The organism is Cellulosimicrobium sp. NPDC057127 (assembly GCF_042670945.1).
GTDB lineage: Bacteria > Actinomycetota > Actinomycetes > Actinomycetales > Cellulomonadaceae > Cellulosimicrobium.
In genome coordinates, this window is the sequence record NZ_JBHUUP010000010.1 from 128,539 (window position 1) to 144,923 (window position 16,385).

17 protein-coding genes are annotated in these 16,385 nt (G+C 75.6%); 8 read left to right on the plus strand and 9 right to left on the minus strand.

The window, feature by feature from the left end; genetic code table 11:
- Positions 1-14: 14 nt before the first annotated feature.
- The 5 genes from ACFTZA_RS11665 to ACFTZA_RS11685 form a co-directional block, all read right to left on the minus strand.
- The gene (locus tag ACFTZA_RS11665) at positions 15-830 is read right to left on the minus strand and encodes a thymidylate synthase (protein WP_378194556.1); all 816 of its coding nucleotides are present in this window, start codon (positions 828-830) and stop codon (positions 15-17) included.
- 76 nt (positions 831-906) lie between these two features.
- Positions 907-1,632, minus strand: a complete 726-nt coding sequence (locus ACFTZA_RS11670) for an alpha/beta fold hydrolase (RefSeq protein ID WP_378194559.1) — start codon at positions 1,630-1,632, stop codon at positions 907-909.
- Positions 1,633-1,690: 58 nt separating this feature from the next.
- The gene (locus tag ACFTZA_RS11675; protein ID WP_378194563.1) at positions 1,691-2,641 is read right to left on the minus strand and encodes an alpha/beta hydrolase; all 951 of its coding nucleotides are present in this window, start codon (positions 2,639-2,641) and stop codon (positions 1,691-1,693) included.
- A 150-nt stretch (positions 2,642-2,791) separates the two neighbouring features.
- Positions 2,792-3,817, minus strand: a complete 1,026-nt coding sequence (locus ACFTZA_RS11680) for an aldo/keto reductase (RefSeq protein WP_378194566.1) — start codon at positions 3,815-3,817, stop codon at positions 2,792-2,794.
- Positions 3,814-4,260 carry a MerR family transcriptional regulator gene (locus tag ACFTZA_RS11685; RefSeq protein WP_378194569.1) on the minus strand — a complete coding sequence of 149 codons (447 nt, stop codon included), beginning with the start codon at positions 4,258-4,260 and terminating at the stop codon, positions 3,814-3,816. The genes ACFTZA_RS11680 and ACFTZA_RS11685 overlap by 4 nt, the downstream gene beginning before the upstream one ends.
- Positions 4,261-4,402: 142 nt before the next feature.
- Here ACFTZA_RS11685 and ACFTZA_RS11690 point away from each other — a divergent pair, with 142 nt between their 5' ends.
- Positions 4,403-5,812 (plus strand): NAD(P)/FAD-dependent oxidoreductase, encoded by a 1,410-nt coding sequence (locus ACFTZA_RS11690; RefSeq protein WP_378194572.1) that lies wholly within the window; start codon positions 4,403-4,405, stop codon positions 5,810-5,812.
- Positions 5,813-5,824: 12 nt separating this feature from the next.
- Here the strand turns inward: ACFTZA_RS11690 and ACFTZA_RS11695 are convergent, their stop codons facing one another.
- Positions 5,825-6,385 (minus strand): TetR/AcrR family transcriptional regulator, encoded by a 561-nt coding sequence (locus tag ACFTZA_RS11695; protein ID WP_378194574.1) that lies wholly within the window; start codon positions 6,383-6,385, stop codon positions 5,825-5,827.
- 59 nt (positions 6,386-6,444) lie between these two features.
- Between ACFTZA_RS11695 and ACFTZA_RS11700 the strand changes: the two genes are divergently transcribed.
- Positions 6,445-7,587, plus strand: coding sequence for an MFS transporter (locus tag ACFTZA_RS11700; RefSeq protein WP_378194576.1), 1,143 nt, complete (start codon positions 6,445-6,447; stop codon positions 7,585-7,587).
- Here ACFTZA_RS11700 and ACFTZA_RS11705 read toward each other — a convergent pair.
- Both ACFTZA_RS11705 and ACFTZA_RS11710 read right to left on the minus strand, forming a co-directional pair.
- Positions 7,557-8,477 carry an RNA polymerase sigma-70 factor gene (locus ACFTZA_RS11705; protein WP_378194579.1) on the minus strand — a complete coding sequence of 307 codons (921 nt, stop codon included), beginning with the start codon at positions 8,475-8,477 and terminating at the stop codon, positions 7,557-7,559. The two genes, ACFTZA_RS11700 and ACFTZA_RS11705, sit on opposite strands and share 31 nt — an antisense overlap.
- Before the next feature lie 58 nt (positions 8,478-8,535).
- The gene (locus ACFTZA_RS11710) at positions 8,536-9,273 is read right to left on the minus strand and encodes an SDR family oxidoreductase (protein WP_378194582.1); all 738 of its coding nucleotides are present in this window, start codon (positions 9,271-9,273) and stop codon (positions 8,536-8,538) included.
- 139 nt (positions 9,274-9,412) lie between these two features.
- On the opposite strand from ACFTZA_RS11710, the gene ACFTZA_RS11715 reads away from it, so the two are divergent.
- The 3 genes from ACFTZA_RS11715 to ACFTZA_RS11725 are packed head-to-tail and all read left to right on the plus strand — an operon-like array spanning position 9,413 to position 11,369.
- Positions 9,413-9,931: an OsmC family protein gene (locus tag ACFTZA_RS11715; protein WP_378194585.1), complete on the plus strand. Its 519-nt coding sequence runs from the start codon at positions 9,413-9,415 to the stop codon at positions 9,929-9,931.
- Positions 9,932-9,948: 17 nt separating this feature from the next.
- The gene (locus ACFTZA_RS11720) at positions 9,949-10,881 is read left to right on the plus strand and encodes a hypothetical protein (RefSeq protein ID WP_378194588.1); all 933 of its coding nucleotides are present in this window, start codon (positions 9,949-9,951) and stop codon (positions 10,879-10,881) included.
- On the plus strand, positions 10,878-11,369 hold the full coding sequence (locus ACFTZA_RS11725) for an SRPBCC family protein (protein WP_378194591.1): 492 nt from the start codon (positions 10,878-10,880) through the stop codon (positions 11,367-11,369). Before ACFTZA_RS11720 ends, ACFTZA_RS11725 begins: the two co-directional genes overlap by 4 nt.
- Before the next feature lie 114 nt (positions 11,370-11,483).
- Here ACFTZA_RS11725 and ACFTZA_RS11730 read toward each other — a convergent pair whose 3' ends face one another.
- A complete protein-coding gene (locus tag ACFTZA_RS11730; RefSeq protein ID WP_378194594.1) occupies positions 11,484-12,392 on the minus strand; it encodes a PadR family transcriptional regulator in 909 nt (302 codons plus the stop codon).
- 392 nt (positions 12,393-12,784) lie between these two features.
- Between ACFTZA_RS11730 and ddaH the strand changes: the two genes are divergently transcribed.
- Genes ddaH through ACFTZA_RS11745 form a run of 3 tightly spaced genes read left to right on the plus strand, consistent with a single transcriptional unit; the run spans position 12,785 to position 16,273 of the window.
- Positions 12,785-13,687: a dimethylargininase gene (gene ddaH / locus ACFTZA_RS11735; RefSeq protein WP_378194597.1), complete on the plus strand. Its 903-nt coding sequence runs from the start codon at positions 12,785-12,787 to the stop codon at positions 13,685-13,687.
- The gene (gene rocD, locus ACFTZA_RS11740; protein WP_378194600.1) at positions 13,684-14,943 is read left to right on the plus strand and encodes an ornithine--oxo-acid transaminase; all 1,260 of its coding nucleotides are present in this window, start codon (positions 13,684-13,686) and stop codon (positions 14,941-14,943) included. The genes ddaH and rocD overlap by 4 nt, the downstream gene beginning before the upstream one ends.
- 10 nt (positions 14,944-14,953) lie before the next feature.
- Entirely contained in the window at positions 14,954-16,273 is a 1,320-nt protein-coding gene (locus ACFTZA_RS11745) for an aminotransferase class I/II-fold pyridoxal phosphate-dependent enzyme (protein WP_378194603.1), read from the plus strand.
- The last annotated feature ends 112 nt before the right edge of the window (positions 16,274-16,385 follow it).

The window sequence follows — 16,385 nt, forward strand, 5'->3', positions numbered from 1 at the left end:
GCGGGCCACGCGCGTCATACCGCGATCGGCGCCTTGATCGTGGGGTGGTGCTGGTACCCGACGACCTCGATGTCCTCGAACTCGTACGCGTCGATCGAGTCGCGCGGCGCGAGGCGCAGCGTGGGGTACGGGTACGGCGCGCGCGTGAGCTGCTCGCGCACCTGGTCGACGTGGTTGTCGTAGATGTGCACGTCGCCGCCCGTCCACACGAAGTCCCCGACCTCGAGGCCGGTCTGCGCCGCGACCATGTGCACGAGCAGCGCGTACGACGCGATGTTGAACGGCACGCCCAGGAAGAGGTCGGCCGAGCGCTGGTAGAGCTGGCACGAGAGCCGGCCGTCGGCGACGTAGAACTGGAACAGCGCATGGCACGGCGGCAGCGCCATGTTCGTGATCTCCCCGACGTTCCACGCCGAGACGATGTGCCGGCGCGAGTCCGGGTTGCTGCGGATCTGCTCGATCACCTGGGCGACCTGGTCCACGTGGCGGCCGTCCGGCGTCGGCCAGGAGCGCCACTGCACGCCGTAGACCGGGCCGAGCTCGCCGTCGGCGCCCGCCCACTCGTCCCAGATGCTCACGCCGCGCTCCTGGAGCCAGCGCACGTTCGACTCGCCGCGCAGGAACCACAGCAGCTCGTACGCGACCGACTTCAGGTGCACGCGCTTCGTCGTGACCAGCGGGAAACCCTGCGACAGGTCGAACCGGATCTGCCGGCCGAACACGCTGCGCGTGCCCGTCCCCGTCCGGTCGCCCTTCGGGGTCCCGTTCTCCAGGACGTCGCGCAGGAGGTCCTCATAGGGCGTGGGGATGCCGGTCGAGTCGATGGCCACGGCCGCCAGTGTAGGCGCGCGCCGACCGGCGGCGCCGAGCACGCGCCCGACGCCGCCGATCGCGCTGGTCAGCGGCTCAGGCCGCGGTTCCGCTCACCGCGCGGACGGCCTCGAGGACCACCTGCGCGACGGCGTCCGGCCGCGAGACCGCGAGCGCGTGGGACGCGCCGGGCACCTCGGTGGTGCTGCGCGAGCCGGCGCGCTCGGCCATGTACCGCAGCGCCTCGGCCGGGATGTTGCGGTCCTCCGCGCCGTGCACGAACCACGACGGGAGGGTGCGCCAGGCCGGGTCGACGGTCCCGAGCGGCTCGTTGAGCGCCGCGAGGGTGACGGGTCGCTGCGCCACGGCCATGAGCGCGGCGGTGGACTCGTCGACGTCGGCGACGAACTGCTGGTGGAAGGCGTCCTGGCGGATGGTGAGCTCCTGCCCGCCGTCCGCGAGGGGCGTGGGCGCCACGGCGTCCCCGAGCGTGCTGCCGGGGAACTTCGCCGAGAGCTCGAACGCGCTCTCGCCGGTGTCGGGCGCGAACGCGCCGACGTAGACGAGGCCGACGACGTTCGGCGCCCCCGCGGCGCCCTGGGTGGCGACCATGCCGCCGTAGGAGTGCGCGACGACGAGGACGGGGCCCTCGATCGACGCGAGGACGTCGCGCAGGTAGGCGGCGTCACCGGACAGCGAGCGCAGCGGATTGGCGTTCGCGACGGCGGGCACGCGGGCGTCGCGGAGGTGCTCGACGACGCCGTTCCAGCTCGTGGAGTCGGCGAACGCCCCGTGGACGAGGACGACGGTGGGTGTGGACATGGGTTTCTCCAAGAGTGTGCAGCGGGTGCGGTGCGGGGTTCGCGGGCAGGCGGTGCGCTCAGCGGGTGCCGAGCGCGGTGCGCAGCGTGTCGATCGCCTGGGCGACGGCGCCGCTCGCGGCGGCGGTCGGGCGGATCGGGTTGAGCATCATGAAGTCGTGCAGCACGTTGTTGTAGCGCGTGCTGGTGACGCGGACCCCGGCCTCGACGAGGCGGCGCGCGTACGCCTCGCCCTCGTCGCGCAGGACGTCGTTCTCGTCGACGATCACGAGCGCGGGCGGCAGTCCCGCGAGGTCGTCGAGGCTCGCGCGCAGCGGTGAGGCGGTGAGGTCGGCGCGCTTGTCGACGTCGGGCTGGTAGCAGTCCCAGAACCACGCCATGGCCTTGGCCGTGAGGAACGGGCCGTCGGCGAACTCGCGGTAGGAGGCGGTGTCCTGGCCCGCGTCGGTGACCGGGTAGTACAGCGACTGGTGGACGAACGTCACGTCGCCGCGCTGCTTCGCGAGGATGGCGAGGACGGCAGCCATGTTGCCGCCGACGGAGTCGCCCGCAACGGCGAGGCGGGAGGCGTCCAGCCCGTGCGCCGCACCCTCGGCGGTGATCCACCGCGCCGCCGCGTACCCCTGCTCGACGGCGACGGGGTGCTGCGCCTCGGGCGAGCGGTCGTACTCGACGAACACGACGGCCGCGCGCGCCCCGACGGCGAGCTCGCGCACGAGGCGGTCGTGGGTGCCCGCGTTCCCGAGGACCCAGCCGCCACCGTGCATGTAGAGGACGACGGGCAGCGTGCCGGTCGAGCCGGCGGGCCGGACGATCCGCACCGCGACGTCGCCGACGTCGGCCGGGACGGTGCGCCACTCCTCCGCGACGTCGAGCAGGTCGACGGGGGCGGACTGGACGTCGTCGAGCACCTTGCGGGCCCCCTCGGGGCCCAGCTCGTAGAGGAACGGCGGCTTCGAGGTCGCCTCGGCGAACTCCTGGGCCTGCGGTTCGAGGACGTGTTCGCTCATGCTCGTGCTCCTTGCTCGAAGGACGGTCCACGAGGGGCCGGGCGGCCGGCGACGGCCGGCCGCCACAGGTCATGACCGAGGCCGTGACCGGTCTGTGACACCACCACGCGCCCGTCTCGCATCGCGAGCCCGGCGCACGCCGCCCCGCCGTCAGCGGTCGTGGCCGTCGGGCACCGGCGCGTAGTCCCGGTGCCCGGCCACCTCTGCCGCGGGGACGGCGTCGGCGAGGCGCCGCAGCTCGTCGGTCGTGAGCCGCACGTGCGCGGCCGCGGCGTTCTCCTCCAGCCGCTCCCGCCGGCGCGTGCCGGGGATGGGCACGGCGCCCTGCGCCACGACCCACGCGAGCGCGACCTGCGCCCCGGTGACTCCCTTCTCGGCGGCGATCTCGCGCACGCGGTCCGCGAGGCGCAGGTTCGCGGCGAACGCCTCGGGCCGGAACCGCGGCAGGCCGCGACGCGCGTCGTCGGGCGCGAGGTCGTCGAGGCTGCGGACGCTGCTCGTCAGGACGCCGCGCCCGAGCGGGGAGAACGCGACGAACCCGATCCCCAGCTCGTCCATGACGGCCTTCTCGCCGTTGTGCAGCACGTCCGGGGAGAACAGCGACAGCTCCGACTGCACCGCGGCGAGCGGGTGCACGGCGTGGGCGCGGCGGATCGTCCCGGCCGAGACCTCCGAGAGCCCGATGTGGCGCACCTTGCCCGCCGTCACGAGCTCGGCCATCGCCCCGACCGACTCCTCGATCGGCACGGCCGGGTCGGCGCGGTGCAGGTAGTACAGGTCGATCACGTCGGTGCCGAGGTGGCGCAGCGAGCGGTCGGCGGCGCGACGGATGTACTCGGGCGTGCCGTTGCGGCCGTGGATCGTCCCGTCGTCGTCGGTCTCGGCCGACGCCTTCGTGGCGAGCACGATCTTGTCGCGCCGGTCGCCGAGCGCGCGCCCGACGAGCTTCTCGTTCTCGAACGGGCCGTACGCCTCCGCGGTGTCGACGAACGTCACGCCCAGGTCGACGGCGCGGCGCAGGGTCGCGACCGCCTCCGCCTCGTCGGTCGGGCCGTAGTACGCGCTCATGCCCATGGCGCCGAGGCCGATCGCCGGGACGCGCAGGCCGTCGCCCAGCGGGACCGTCGGGAAGGTCGTGGTCGTGGTCGTGCTCGTGGTGCTGGTGTCGTGAGTCATCGGGTTCCTTCGTCCTGAGGGTGCTGGTCGTCGTCGGACGTGCCGGTCACCGCGCGGTACGACGCGATCTTGGTGTCGAGCGCGGCGAGGTGGCGGCGCGTGCGCTCCATCTCCGCGACGACGCGCTCGCGGTGCCGCTCGAGCACGACGAGCCGTTCGGCCTCCGTGCCCGCGCGCCGGCTGAGGTCCGCCATGACGCGCACGTCGGCGATCGACATGCCCGTCTCGCGGAGCATCACGAGCCCCGCGAGCCACGCGAGGTCGTGCTCGCCGTAGCGGCGCCGACCGCCGCCGTCGCGCGGCGCCGGGTCGAGGAGCAGTCCCTCCTTCTCGTAGTAGCGCAGCGTGTCGACGCTCAGGCCGACGGCGCGCGCGGCGTCGCCGATGGACAGGCCCTCGGGCGGCACCGCGACGGGCGGGGCGGGGATCAGGACGTCCGACATGACCCGAGCATGCGACCTGGAGCGTGCTCCAGGTCAAGCCCTCGCCTCGGACGACGCCCGGCGCAACACAGGTGTCACGGATCGCCGTGCTGCGCGGTCGAGAGGGTGAGCGCGCAGAGAGCGCGCCGCACAGGAGGCGGTCATGGAACGCATCGTCATCGTCGGCGGGGGCTACGCCGGGTTCACCGTGGCTCGGGAGCTCGAGAAGCACCTGCGGCGCGAGCTGCGCCGCGGCGAGGTCGAGCTCGCGCTCGTCGACCCCCGCCCGTACATGACCTACCAGCCGTTCCTGCCCGAGGTCGTCGCGGGCTCGGTCGAGGCGCGCCACGCGGCCGTCGCGCACCGGCGGCACCTGCACCGCACGCGCCTCGTGGACGGCACCGTCACCCGCGTCGACCACGCCGACCGCTCGGTCGTCGTCCGGCCGCGCTCGGGCTCCGAGTACCGGCTGTCGTACGACACGGTGGTCGTCACCGCCGGAGCCGTGACGCGCGTGTTCCCCGTGCCGGGCGTCGCTGAGCACGCGATCGGCATGAAGCACGTCGAGGAGGCCGTCGCGATCCGCGACCGCCTGCTCACGTCGTTCGACCGCGCCGCGAGCCTGCCCGCGGGCCCGGAGCGCGAGCGCCTGCTCACCGTGACGTTCGTCGGCGGCGGGTTCTCGGGCGTCGAGGGTTTCGCCGAGCTGCTGTCGCTCGCGCACGACCTGCTGCGCCTCTACCCGGAGATCGACGCGCCCGAGGTGCGGTTCCACCTCGTCGAGCGCAACCAGCGCATCCTGCCCGAGGTCACCGAGCGCCCGGGGCGCTGGGTGGTCGAGCAGCTCGAGCGCCGGGGAGCGCACGTGCACCTGGGCGCCGGGCTCGAGTCGGCAGAGGGCGGCGTCGTCCGCCTCTCGACCGGCGAGGAGTTCGCCTCGGGCCTGCTCGTGTGGACGGCGGGCAACGCGGCGAACCCCGTCGTGGCCACCCACACGGACCTGCCGGTTGACGCGCGGGGCTACGTCGTCGTCCGGCCCGACCTGCGGGTCGGGACCGACGACGCCCCGGTCGACGACGCGTGGGCCGCGGGCGACGGCGCCGCCGTCCCCGACCTCGCCGTCCCCCGCCCCGGCGCGCTCACCGTGCCGAACGCGCAGCACGCCGTGCGGCAGGGGCGGCGCCTCGCGCGCAACCTCGTAGCGGCCCGCCGCGGCCGGCCGACCCACCCGTACGCGCACGGCAGCCTCGGCGTCGTCGCGACGCTCGGCATCGGCTCGGGCGTGTTCGAGTACCGCCGGCTCGTCGTGCGCGGCGCGCTCGCGTGGCTCATGCACCGCGGATACCACGTGCTCGCGATCCCGACGTGGGAGCGCAAGGTCCGCGTCCTCGCGGTGTGGTTCACCGCCGCGCTGTTCGGACGCGACGTCGTCTCCCTCACGGCCGTGCAACGCCCCCGCGAGGCGTTCGTGGCAGGCGTGCCACGGGCCGACGCCGCTGCCGAGTTGAGCACCGCCGTCGGGCAGGACGACGCGGGGACGACCGCGGAGGCCACCCGCACGCGCGTCGCGTGAGCGGGTCCCGGCTCAGCGGGCGGCGACGAGGGCCCCCGCGACGCGGCGGGCCGTGCGCGTCGTCTCGGCGGGGGCGCGCAGCCGCATCGCGAGGTAGCCGGAGACGACGAGCAGGAGCTCGTCGGCGAGCTCGTCGCCACGGCCCGGGGCCACCACGGCGGCGAGCTCGGCGAGGCGGGCGCGCATGGTCTCGGTGTCGGTGCGGATCGCCTGCTCGACCTCCGCGGGCGGGTCGGCGTACTCGGCCGCGGAGCCGAGGAACGCGCACCACCGCGACCCGAGCGGCCGGGAGCGGAACGCGTCGAGCGCGTCGAAGACGGCGAGCAGCCGCCCCTCGTCGGTGCGCTGGGCGGCGACCGCCGCGTCCCAGGTGTCGAGCCACTCGCGGTGGCGCCGGTCGAGCACGGCCGCGAGCAGCGCCTCCTTGCTCGCGTAGCCGCGGTACAGGGTCGCCGCGGACACGCCGGCGCGCTCGAGCACCGCGTCGACGGGGGTCGCCGCGATGCCGCGGGAGAAGAACAGCTCGTCGGCGGCGTCGAGGAGCTTCGCCTCGGTCGTCGCGCGGATCGCCATGTCAGCACCTTAGACTCGTCAACATGAAACGCTCGTTTTCGTTTCAGGGTACCTCCGCCATGCCGCTCCTCGTCGCGGGGACGGCCCTGATCGCCGCCACGTACGGGCTCGTCCGCTTCGCGTACGGGCTCTACCTGCCCGACGTCGAGCACGACCTCGGTCTCGACGTCGCGGCGGCGGGCCTCGTCTCCGGGGGCGCCTCGGTCGTCTACTGCGTCGGCGCGCTCGTCGGGTTCCTCGCGGCCGGGCGGCACGCGCGGGCGCTCGTCGTCGCGGCGGCGCTCGGCGCCGCCGTGGGCGCGCTCGGGATGGCGCTCGCACCGAGCGCCGGGGCGTTCGCGGTGTTCGCCGTCGCGAGCTCGTCCGGGGCAGGCCTCGCCTCCCCCGCGCTCGTCGCCGTGCTGCAGCGCGACCCGAGGACGCGCGGCCGACCCCGCGCGCAGACGGTCGTCAACTCCGGCACCGGACCGGGCGTGGTCGCGGCCGGCGTGCTGGCCCTCGTGCTCCTCCCGCACTGGCGGGCGGCCTGGGTCGTCGCGGCGGCGGTCGCCCTGGTCGCCGGGGTCCTGGTCCTCGTCACGGCGCACGCGCGCGGCACCGCTCCTTCCCGTGCGTCGCTGCCGCCGAGACCGTGGTTCGCAGCCCACGGCAGGGTGCTGCTCGCCGCCCTGCTCCTGGGCGGCGGGTCGGCCGCGGTGTGGAACTACGGACGCGCGCTCCTCGTCGCGTCCGGCACCGGTGAGACCGTCTCCGTCGCGGCATGGCTCGCGCTCGGGACGGGCGGGGCCGCCGCGGCCGCCACGGCGGGCTGGGCCGAGCGGCGGGGACCACGCACGTCGTGGCTCCTGACGACGAGCACCGTCGCGGGGGCCTCCGCCGCGCTCGCCGTCGCCCCCGGCAGCACGCCGCTCGCCCTGGTCGCGTGCGCCGCGTTCGGCTGGGGCTACACCGCCGGCACCGGGGCGCTCATCGCCTGGACGGCCCGGATCGACCCGCCGCGAGCGCCGTCGGGGACCGCGCTGCTCTTCGTCACGCTCGTCCTCGGCCAGGCGCTCGGCGCGGCCGCCGTCGGGGCGCTCGTGCCGACGGCCGGCTACCCGGTCGCGTTCCTCGTCGCGGCGGCGACGGCCGCCGTCGGCGCCCTCATGGCCCTGGGCCGGACGGCGGCCGGTCAGCCGGCCGCGCGGGCGGCGTCCACGTAGCCACCCAGCTTGTCCGGGTTCACCTGGACGTACACGTGCTCGATGCCGGCCGGGGTGACGTCGAGCGCCACGAGCGCGAACGGGGCGCCGTCGCGCACCACGAGCATGGCCGGCAGCCCGTTCGCCTCGACGGCGCGCACCTGCGCGTCGGCCCAGTACTTGCGCCACACGTTGTCGAAGAACAGCGACACGCGCGCGACCCCGACGAGCTCCTTGCGGGACGCGTGCACCTTCCCGCCGCCGTCGGGACGGGCGACGACGTCGTCGGCGAGGAACCGCTCGAACCGCGCCAGGTCGCCGTCGTGCGCCGCGGCGACGAACTCCTCGAACAGGCGGCGGTGCTCGCCCGGGTCGACCGGCACCGCCGGGCGCGTGCCGATCCGGTCGCGGGCACGGCGTGCGAGCTGGCGGGCGTTCGCCTCGGTCATGTCGAGGATCTCGGCGACCCGGCGGTGCGGGTACCCGAACGCCTCGCGCAGCACGTACACGGCTCGCTCGACCGGGGTGAGCCGCTCGAGGAGCACGAGGGTCGCGAGCTCGAGGGCTTCCGCACGCTCGGCCCCGAGGGCCGGGTCGTCGCTCGTGTCGACGGGCTCCGGCAGCCACGGGCCGACGTACGTCTCACGGCGCGCCCGCGCCGAGGTCGCGGCGTTGATGGCCAGCCGCGTGGTCGTCGTCGTGAGGAACGCCGCGGGGTTCTCGACGCGGGAGCGGTCCGTCCCCTGCCAGCGCACCCACGCGTCCTGCACGACGTCCTCCGCCTCCGCGACGCTGCCGAGCATGCGGTATGCGAGGCCGAAGAGCCGCGGCCGGACCGCGAGGAACGCGTCGAGCGCCCCGGGGTCCTCGAGGACCCCGGGACGCTCGGTCGCCGTCGGGTGCGACGTCATGCGGCCACGGTACGCCGCGGGGTGGCGCGGCGTCTGCCCCCGTGCGGCCCGTCGGTGCTCAGGCGGAGGCGAACTGCGCGTAGGTGACCTCGCCCGTCGCCGACGTGCCCTGCGGCACGATCGAGTCGTCGGCGAGGTGCGCCCCGAAGTAGGTGGCGTCCGGGTCGCCCACGACCTCGCGGGTGTCCCCCGTCGCGGCGAGCGCGTCGCGGATGAACGCGTCGAAGCGCACGCGCTCCGGGCCGGCGATCTCGACGACGCCGTCCCGCGGCTCGCCCGTCGCGACGTCCGCGACCGCGCGCGCCACGTCGGCCGAGGCGATGGGCTGGAACGCGACCGGCGGGACGTGCACCACGCCGTCGACCGTCGAGCCGTCCGCGATGGACTTCGCGAACTCGAAGAACTGCGTCGCGCGCACCACGGACCAGCCGCGGCCCGACCCGCGGACCAGCTCCTCCTGCGCGACCTTGGCGCGCATGTACCCGGCGTCGGTGCGGTCGACCCCGACGATGGACAGGATCACGTGATGACGCACGCCCGCCCGCGCCTCGGCGTCGAGCAGCGTCCGCGTGGACGTGGTGAAGAAGCGCATCACGTCGTCGTCCGCGAACGACGGCGAGTTCGACACGTCCACCACGACGTCGGCGCCCGCGAGCGCGTCGTCGACGCCCGCCCCGGTGAGCGTGTCCACGCCCGTGCTCGGCGCGGCCACGACGGCGTCGTGCCCCTGCTCCTGCAGTCGTGCGACCACCTGGCGTCCGATCAGCCCGGTGCCGCCGACGACGACGATCCTCATGAGGTCCTCCTGTGCTGCGTGGAGCGGCGCGCGGCCGCCTGTCACCCGTTCGACCGCGCAGCGCGGCCGGACGTGACACCGACCGTCCGCACCGGGGACGGCGGTCACGCGCGCGCGGCGCGGGTGCGAGGATCGACGCATGACGACCGAGCCTGCCGAGACCACCCTGAGCCCCGCCGCCGAGGCCGACCTCGACGTGCCCCCGGCGTCGCCCGCCCCCACGGACGCGCTGTGGGTCGAGCGCACCGGGAACCGCACGTACAGCGGGCACTCCGCGCGCGGCGCCCACGTGCTCATCGGGCCGGCCAGCGAGGGCGCGGTGTTCACGCCCGGCGAGCTGCTGAAGATCGCGCTCGCCGCGTGCGCCGGCATGAGCACGGACCGCACGTTCGCGCGCCGGCTGGGCGACGACTACCAGGTGACGATCCGCGTCGAGGGCGACAAGCTCGTCGAGGAGGACCGCTACCCGAGGATCACGGGCACGTACGACATCGACCTGTCGGCGCTCGACGACGGCCAGCGCGAGCGCCTCGTCACGGTCGCCGAGCGAGCGATCGACAAGGCGTGCACGGTAGGACGGACGGTCAAGGCCGGCGCGGAGGTCGAGTACCTCTTCCAGCCGGAGGGCGCGGGCCCGGTGCTCGAGTCCGACGTGTGACACCGACGGGAGGCGCGATGGCGCACGAGCAGGGCTCCACGGGGAGCGGGCAGGCACGACCGGAGGGCATGCCGGCGTACGGCACGCCCCCGCCCGGCGGGGTGCCGACCGACGTCACGACGCGCGACGCCGCGACCCGTGACGCGACCGACTGGACCGCGTACCGGCCCACGCCGCTGCTCGACGCCGCGCTCGACAAGGCGGTGACGATCCCGTCGCAGGTGATCCGCGCGCACGTCGACTCGGTGCGGCGCCGCAACCCCGAGGCCGGCCCGGCCGAGGTCATCCGGCTCCTCGAGCGCGAGTACCTGCTCGTCGTGCAGGCCGCGGGCGGCGCGGTCGGCGCGGCCGCGGCCTTCCCGTCGGTGGGCACGGGCGTGGGCATCGCGCTCACGTCGAGCGACATCGCGACGTTCTTCGCGTCGTCGGCGGCCTTCTCCCTCGCGGTGGCGGACGTGCACGGGATCGCCGTGGACGACGTCGGGCGCCGCCGCGCCCTGCTCCTCGCCTCCGTCCTCGGCGAGAAGGGGGCGCGCGACGTCGAGCGGGCCGCGCAGGGATCCGGCACGGCCTGGGGCAAGGTGCTGCTGACGCGCATGCCGTCGGGCACCCTGACGAAGGTCAACAAGGCGCTCGCCAACCGCTTCCTGCGCACCCAGCTCGCGAAGCAGTCGGGGCTCGCGCTCGGTCGCCTCGTGCCGTTCGGGATCGGGGCGGTCGTCGGCGTCGCGGGCGGCCGCGCGCTGGGGCAGGGCGTCGTCGCGCAGTCGCGCCGCGCATTCGGCCCACCGCCGTCGGTGTTCGGCCGCGTGCTCGAGGTCGTGGAGGCCGCCACCGAGGACGCCCGCCCGGTGCTCGTCCCCGTGCCCGAGGACGCGGCGCCCCGGGAGCGCCGCCGCCTCCTGCCGGGCCGCCGGCGGCGCGGCAGCACGCGGGACGCGGACGGGTGAGCGCGAAGGACCACCGCGTCGCGGTCGGGCGCGAGCTGCCCGTCGACGCCTCCGTCGCGTTCGCGTGGGTCGCGGACCCCCGCACCCACCCGCGGTTCATCCCGCTCACCCGGATGGCGACGCCCGCGGTGCGCGGGCCCGACGTCGGCGACCGGTTCACGATGGTGAGCGGCCCGTTCGTCGGGCGCGGCGCGCCGGGCTTCCCCGACCGGATGGTCGTCGACTCCCTCGAGCGCCCCTCGACGGCGACGGGACGCGTCGGGAGCACCACCGTGCGCAAGCTCGGCCCCGTGCTGCTCGGCGACGCCGGGTTCGACGTCGAGCCGCTCGGCCCGGGTCGGTGCCGCGTCGTGTGGTGGGAGGACGCGTACCTCGCCGGCCCGCTCCCCCGCCGCGTCACCGCCCCGCTGGTCGGCCTCGCGCTGCGCGGCATGATGCACGTCTCGCTGGGCCGCCTCGCCGAGCGTCTCGCGCACCGCACGGCCTGAGCGCCCCGCCCCGCCGAGCCCGGGGTTGTGAGGCCGCCCGGCGCGCCGAACCCCGGGTTGTGCGCCACCCATGGTCCTGAGTGGCGCACAAACCGGGGTTCGGCACCCGTCCGCTCAGTGCTCCGCAGGCGCGTCCTCCACCGGGCCGTCCTCCACCGGGCCGTCCTCGACGGGCGCGTCCTCGACGGGGGCGTCGTCCGTCGCGGTGCCCGACGACGGCGCGGCGCCCCCGGTGCCGCCGTCCGCCGTTGGCGAGGGGCCGGCGAGGACGAGGTAGAGCTCGCGACGCGTGCGCTCCAACAGCTCGGCGGCAGCCGTCGCCTGCTCGTCGGTGCCGGTCCGCGCGACCTGGTGCACCGCCGCGGCGACCGCCTCGACGCCGGCCCGCAGCGCGTGCCGCGAGCGCCCGCCGCGCCCTGCGGCCTCGGCGAACGGGTCCCCGAGCCGGTCGGCGTGCTCCGCGACCTCGGTGCGGCCGGCCTCCGTGAGCGACGCGAGCCGTCGCCCGCCCTCCGACGAGAGCTCGACGAGCCCCTCGTCCTGGAGCAGGTTGAGGGCCGGGTACACCGCGCCGGGGCTCGGGCGCCACTGGCCCTCGCTGCGCTCCGCGATCTCCTGGATGAGCTGGTAGCCGTGCATCGGCTGCTCGGCGAGGAGCAGCAGGATCGCGGCGCGGACGTCGCCGCGGCCCGCGCGGCGGGGCCCGCGGCCGCCGTGGCGCCAGCCGCCACGGCCGCCCGGCCCGAAGCCCGGCCCGAAGCCGGGACCGCCCCGGCCCTCGGGGCCCGGGCCGAAGCCCCGGCCGCCGTCTCCAGGGCCGCCGAAGCCGCCACGGCCGGGGCCGCGCGCGGCGCCGCGGCCGCCGGGTCCGCCGGGGCGGCGTGCGGAGGGGCCGTCGCCGCGGAACCAGCCCGCGTCGTCGGGCACGGGCGGGAAACCACCCCGGCGGCGGGGCGCCGCGGAGCGGGGGAAGTAGGGGTCGGACGCGTGGCCGTGGCCACCGTGGTCGTGTGCGCGATTCATGGTCGATCTCCTGCGTGGTCGTGCGGGTGCGTCCTCGAGGACGCACCGGGGGACGTGGGCCCGGGCCGTGCCTCGGGCGGTGCAGCGGGCCGGGGGTCCGGCGGGCTGTGGTGCGGCGTGCGGGGCCGGTCTCTCGCGGGCGGCCCGCCGTGCCGTGGTGGGCGTCGCGCCGGGAGGAGCGGGGCTCCTCCTGTCGACGACACGCTAACGATATATCGCTGATCTATCGTCGTCAACGATCGCCGTCGTCCGACGTCCGCGCCCGCGTCACCGAGACCGGCGCGCGTGGCGGACGTACGCTGGCGTCCAGCACGCCGCCCGGCGGACACCCGTCGCCCGGGCGACGCCCGGCACCGCACCACCCGCGCGGGCCGACGAGATCGGAGGCGACGATGCACCCCAGGCACTACCTCATGTGCCGGCCGACGTACTTCACCGTCAGCTACGAGATCAACCCCTGGATGGACCGCAGCAGGCCGGTCGACACGCCCCTCGCCGTCGCCCAGTGGGAGCGCCTGCGCGACACGTTCCGCGACCTCGGGCACACCGTCGACACCATCGACCCCGTGCCGGGGCTCCCGGACATGGTCTACGCGGCGAACGGTGCGACCGTCGTCGACGGGCTCGTCTACTCCGCCCGGTTCCACCACGCCGAGCGCGGCCCCGAGGGGCCGGCCTACCTCAAGTGGTTCGCCGACCACGGGTACGTGACCCACCTCGCGGAGCACGTCAACGAGGGCGAGGGCGACCTGCTCGTCGCCGGGGACGTCGTGCTCGCCGGCACCGGCTTCCGCACGACCCGCGCGGCGCACGCCGAGGCCGCCGCCCTGTGGGGGCGCGAGGTCGTCACGCTCGAGCTCGTCGACCCGCGCTTCTACCACCTCGACACCGCGCTCACGGTCCTGCGCGGCAACGACGGAGGACCCGCTGCGGGGACCGGCACGACGTCCGCCCGCAGCACCCCGGCGGACGCGCACGCGGGCGAGGCGCTCGGCGCTGGCGTCGACGTCGTGTACTACCCGGCGGCGTTCTCGCCGGCGTCGCAGGAGGTGCTGCGCGAGCGGTTCCCGGACGCGCTGCACGCGAAGGAGGAGGACGCCGTCGTCCTCGGCCTCAACGCGGTGAGCGACGGGCACCACGTGGTGCTCAACCCGCGCGCCGAGCACGTCGCGGGCGCGCTGCGCGAGCGCGGCTACGAGCCCGTGCCGGTCGAGACGTCCGAGCTCCTGCGCGGCGGTGGCGGCGCGAAGTGCTGCACGCTCGAGATCCGCCCGTCCGCGCACCGCCGGCCATGACCACCCAGGAGCTGCGCTCCCCCGGGGCGCCGCGCACCGACAGCCTGGCGCACAACTACCACCCGCTGCCCGTCACGGTCGCGACCGCCGAGGGCGCGTGGGTGACCGACGTCGCGGGCCGCCGCTACCTCGACCTGCTCGCCGGGTACTCCGCGCTGAACTTCGGGCACCGCCATCCCGCGCTCGTCGACGCGGCCACCCGCCAGCTCGGGCGGGTGACCCTGACGTCGCGGGCGTTCGACCACGACCTGCTGCACCCGTTCGCCGACGCCCTCGCCGGCCTGGTCGGGCCGCTGACCGCGGCCGGCGGGCCCGACGGCCGCGGCGCGATGGTCCTGCCCATGAACACCGGCGCCGAGGCGGTGGAGACCGCGATCAAGACGGCGCGCAAGTGGGGCTACGACGTGCGCGGCGTCGCCCCCGGGAAGGCGACGATCGTCGTCGCGTCCGGCAACTTCCACGGCCGGACGACGACGATCGTGTCGTTCTCCGACGACCCCGACGCGCGCCGCGGCTTCGACCCGTACACGCCCGGGTTCCGGGTGGTGCCGTACGGCGACGTCGACGCGGTCGCCGCCGCGATCGACGACACGACCGTCGCGGTGCTCATGGAGCCGGTCCAGGGCGAGTCGGGCGTCGTCGTGCCGCCGGACGGGTTCTGGCCCGCGCTGCGCCGGCTCACGGCCGAGCGCGACGTGCTGCTCGTCGCGGACGAGATCCAGTCCGGCCTCGGGCGCACCGGCACGACGCTCGCGTGCGAGCTGTGGGACGTGCGGCCCGACCTCGTGACGCTCGGCAAGGCGCTCGGCGGCGGCATCCTGCCCGTGTCCGCGGTCGTCGGGCGCCGCGACGTGCTCGAGGTCCTCACGCCGGGCACGCACGGCAGCACGTTCGGCGGCAACCCGCTGGCGTGCGCCGTCGGGCTCGCCGTCGTGGACCTGCTGGCCTCCGGCGAGCCGCAGGCCCGTGCGCGTCTGCTCGGCGAGCGGTTCCACGACCGGCTCGCCGGCCTCGTCGGGCGCGGGCTCCTCGAGAGGGCGCGCGGCGTCGGGCTGTGGGCAGGCCTCGACCTGGCGCCGGACCGCGGGACCGGGCGCGACCTGTGCGAGGCGCTGCTCGCGCGCGGCGTCCTCGCGAAGGACACCCACGGGTCGACGATCCGGCTCGCCCCGCCGCTGACCGTCTCGGCCGACGACCTCGACGTCGGGCTGTCCGCGCTCGAGGACGCCCTGACGTGGCTGGCGGGTGCTCGGTAGAGTCCTGGGGGTGACCACCGCGCAGCCGTCCGAGCCCCACGTCCCCGCCGCCGCGCCGAGCGGGACGAGCGAGCGCACCGAGCTCGCCGCGTCCCTCGACGACCTGCGCCGCGCCTACGCCGAGCTGCAGTCCCTCGGTCTGCGTCTCGACCTCACGCGCGGCAAGCCGTCGGCCGAGCAGCTCGACCTGTCCGAGGCGCTGCTCGCCCTCCCGGGCGAGGGCGTGCACACCGACGACACCGGCACCGACGTGCGCAACTACGGCGGGCTCGACGGCCTGCCGCAGCTGCGTCGCATCTTCGCCGAGCTGCTGGGGCTGCCTGCCGACCAGCTCCTCGCGGGCGGCAACGCGAGCCTCACCCTCATGTACGACACGCTCGTCTACGCGACGCTCTTCGGCGTCCCCGGCTCCGAGCGCCCGTGGGGCCGCGAGGAGCGCGTGCGCTGGATCTGCCCCGTGCCCGGCTACGACCGCCACTTCACCGTGTGCGAGGAGCTGGGCATCGAGATGGTGTCCGTCCCGATGACCCCGGACGGCCCGGACGCCGAGGCGATCGCCGCGCTCGTCGCCGACGACCCGAGCATCAAGGGCATGTGGGTCGTGCCCACGTACGCCAACCCGGACGGCTCCGTCGTCAGCGAGGACGTCGCCCGGCGCCTCGTGTCGATGCCGACGGCCGCGCCGGACTTCCGGATCCTGTGGGACAACGCGTACGCGCTGCACCACCTCACCGAGGAGGAGGTGACGAGCGCCGACGCGATCCGCATGGCGGCAGACGCCGGCCACCCGGACCGCGTCGTGCTCTTCGCCTCGACGTCGAAGATCACCTTCGCCGGCGCCGGCGTCGCGTTCCTCGGCTCCTCCCCCGCGAACGTCGCGTGGTTCCGCAAGCACCTGTCCGCGCAGTCCATCGGGCCGGACAAGGTCAACCAGCTGCGCCACGCCCTCTTCTTCGGCGACGCCGACGGCGTCCGCGCCCACATGCGCGAGCACCGCCGCATCCTCGCCCCGAAGTTCCAGGCCGTCACCGACACCCTCGCCGAACGCCTCGGCCCCTGGGACGTCGCCACATGGAACACCCCGCGCGGTGGCTACTTCGTGAGCCTCGTCGTGCCGTCCGGCACGGCGTCACGCGTCGTCGAGCTCGCGAAGGCCGCCGGCATCGTCCTGACGCCCGCGGGCGCCGCCTACCCGTACGGCAAGGACCCCGAGGACAAGGTGCTGCGCCTCGCCCCGTCCCTGCCCCCGCTCGAGGACGTCCGGGTCGCGATGGACGGCGTCGCGACGTGCGTGCTGCTCGCCGCGGCGGAGCAGGCCGCCGCGAGGTAGCGCCCGCCCCTCGAGGGCGCTGACGAAACTCACTGGTCCCGTGTCACCCCCGGGGAGCACGATGGAGTGCGAGCACCCGATGAGTTCGCGGCCCCGCCACGGTCGGAGCGTG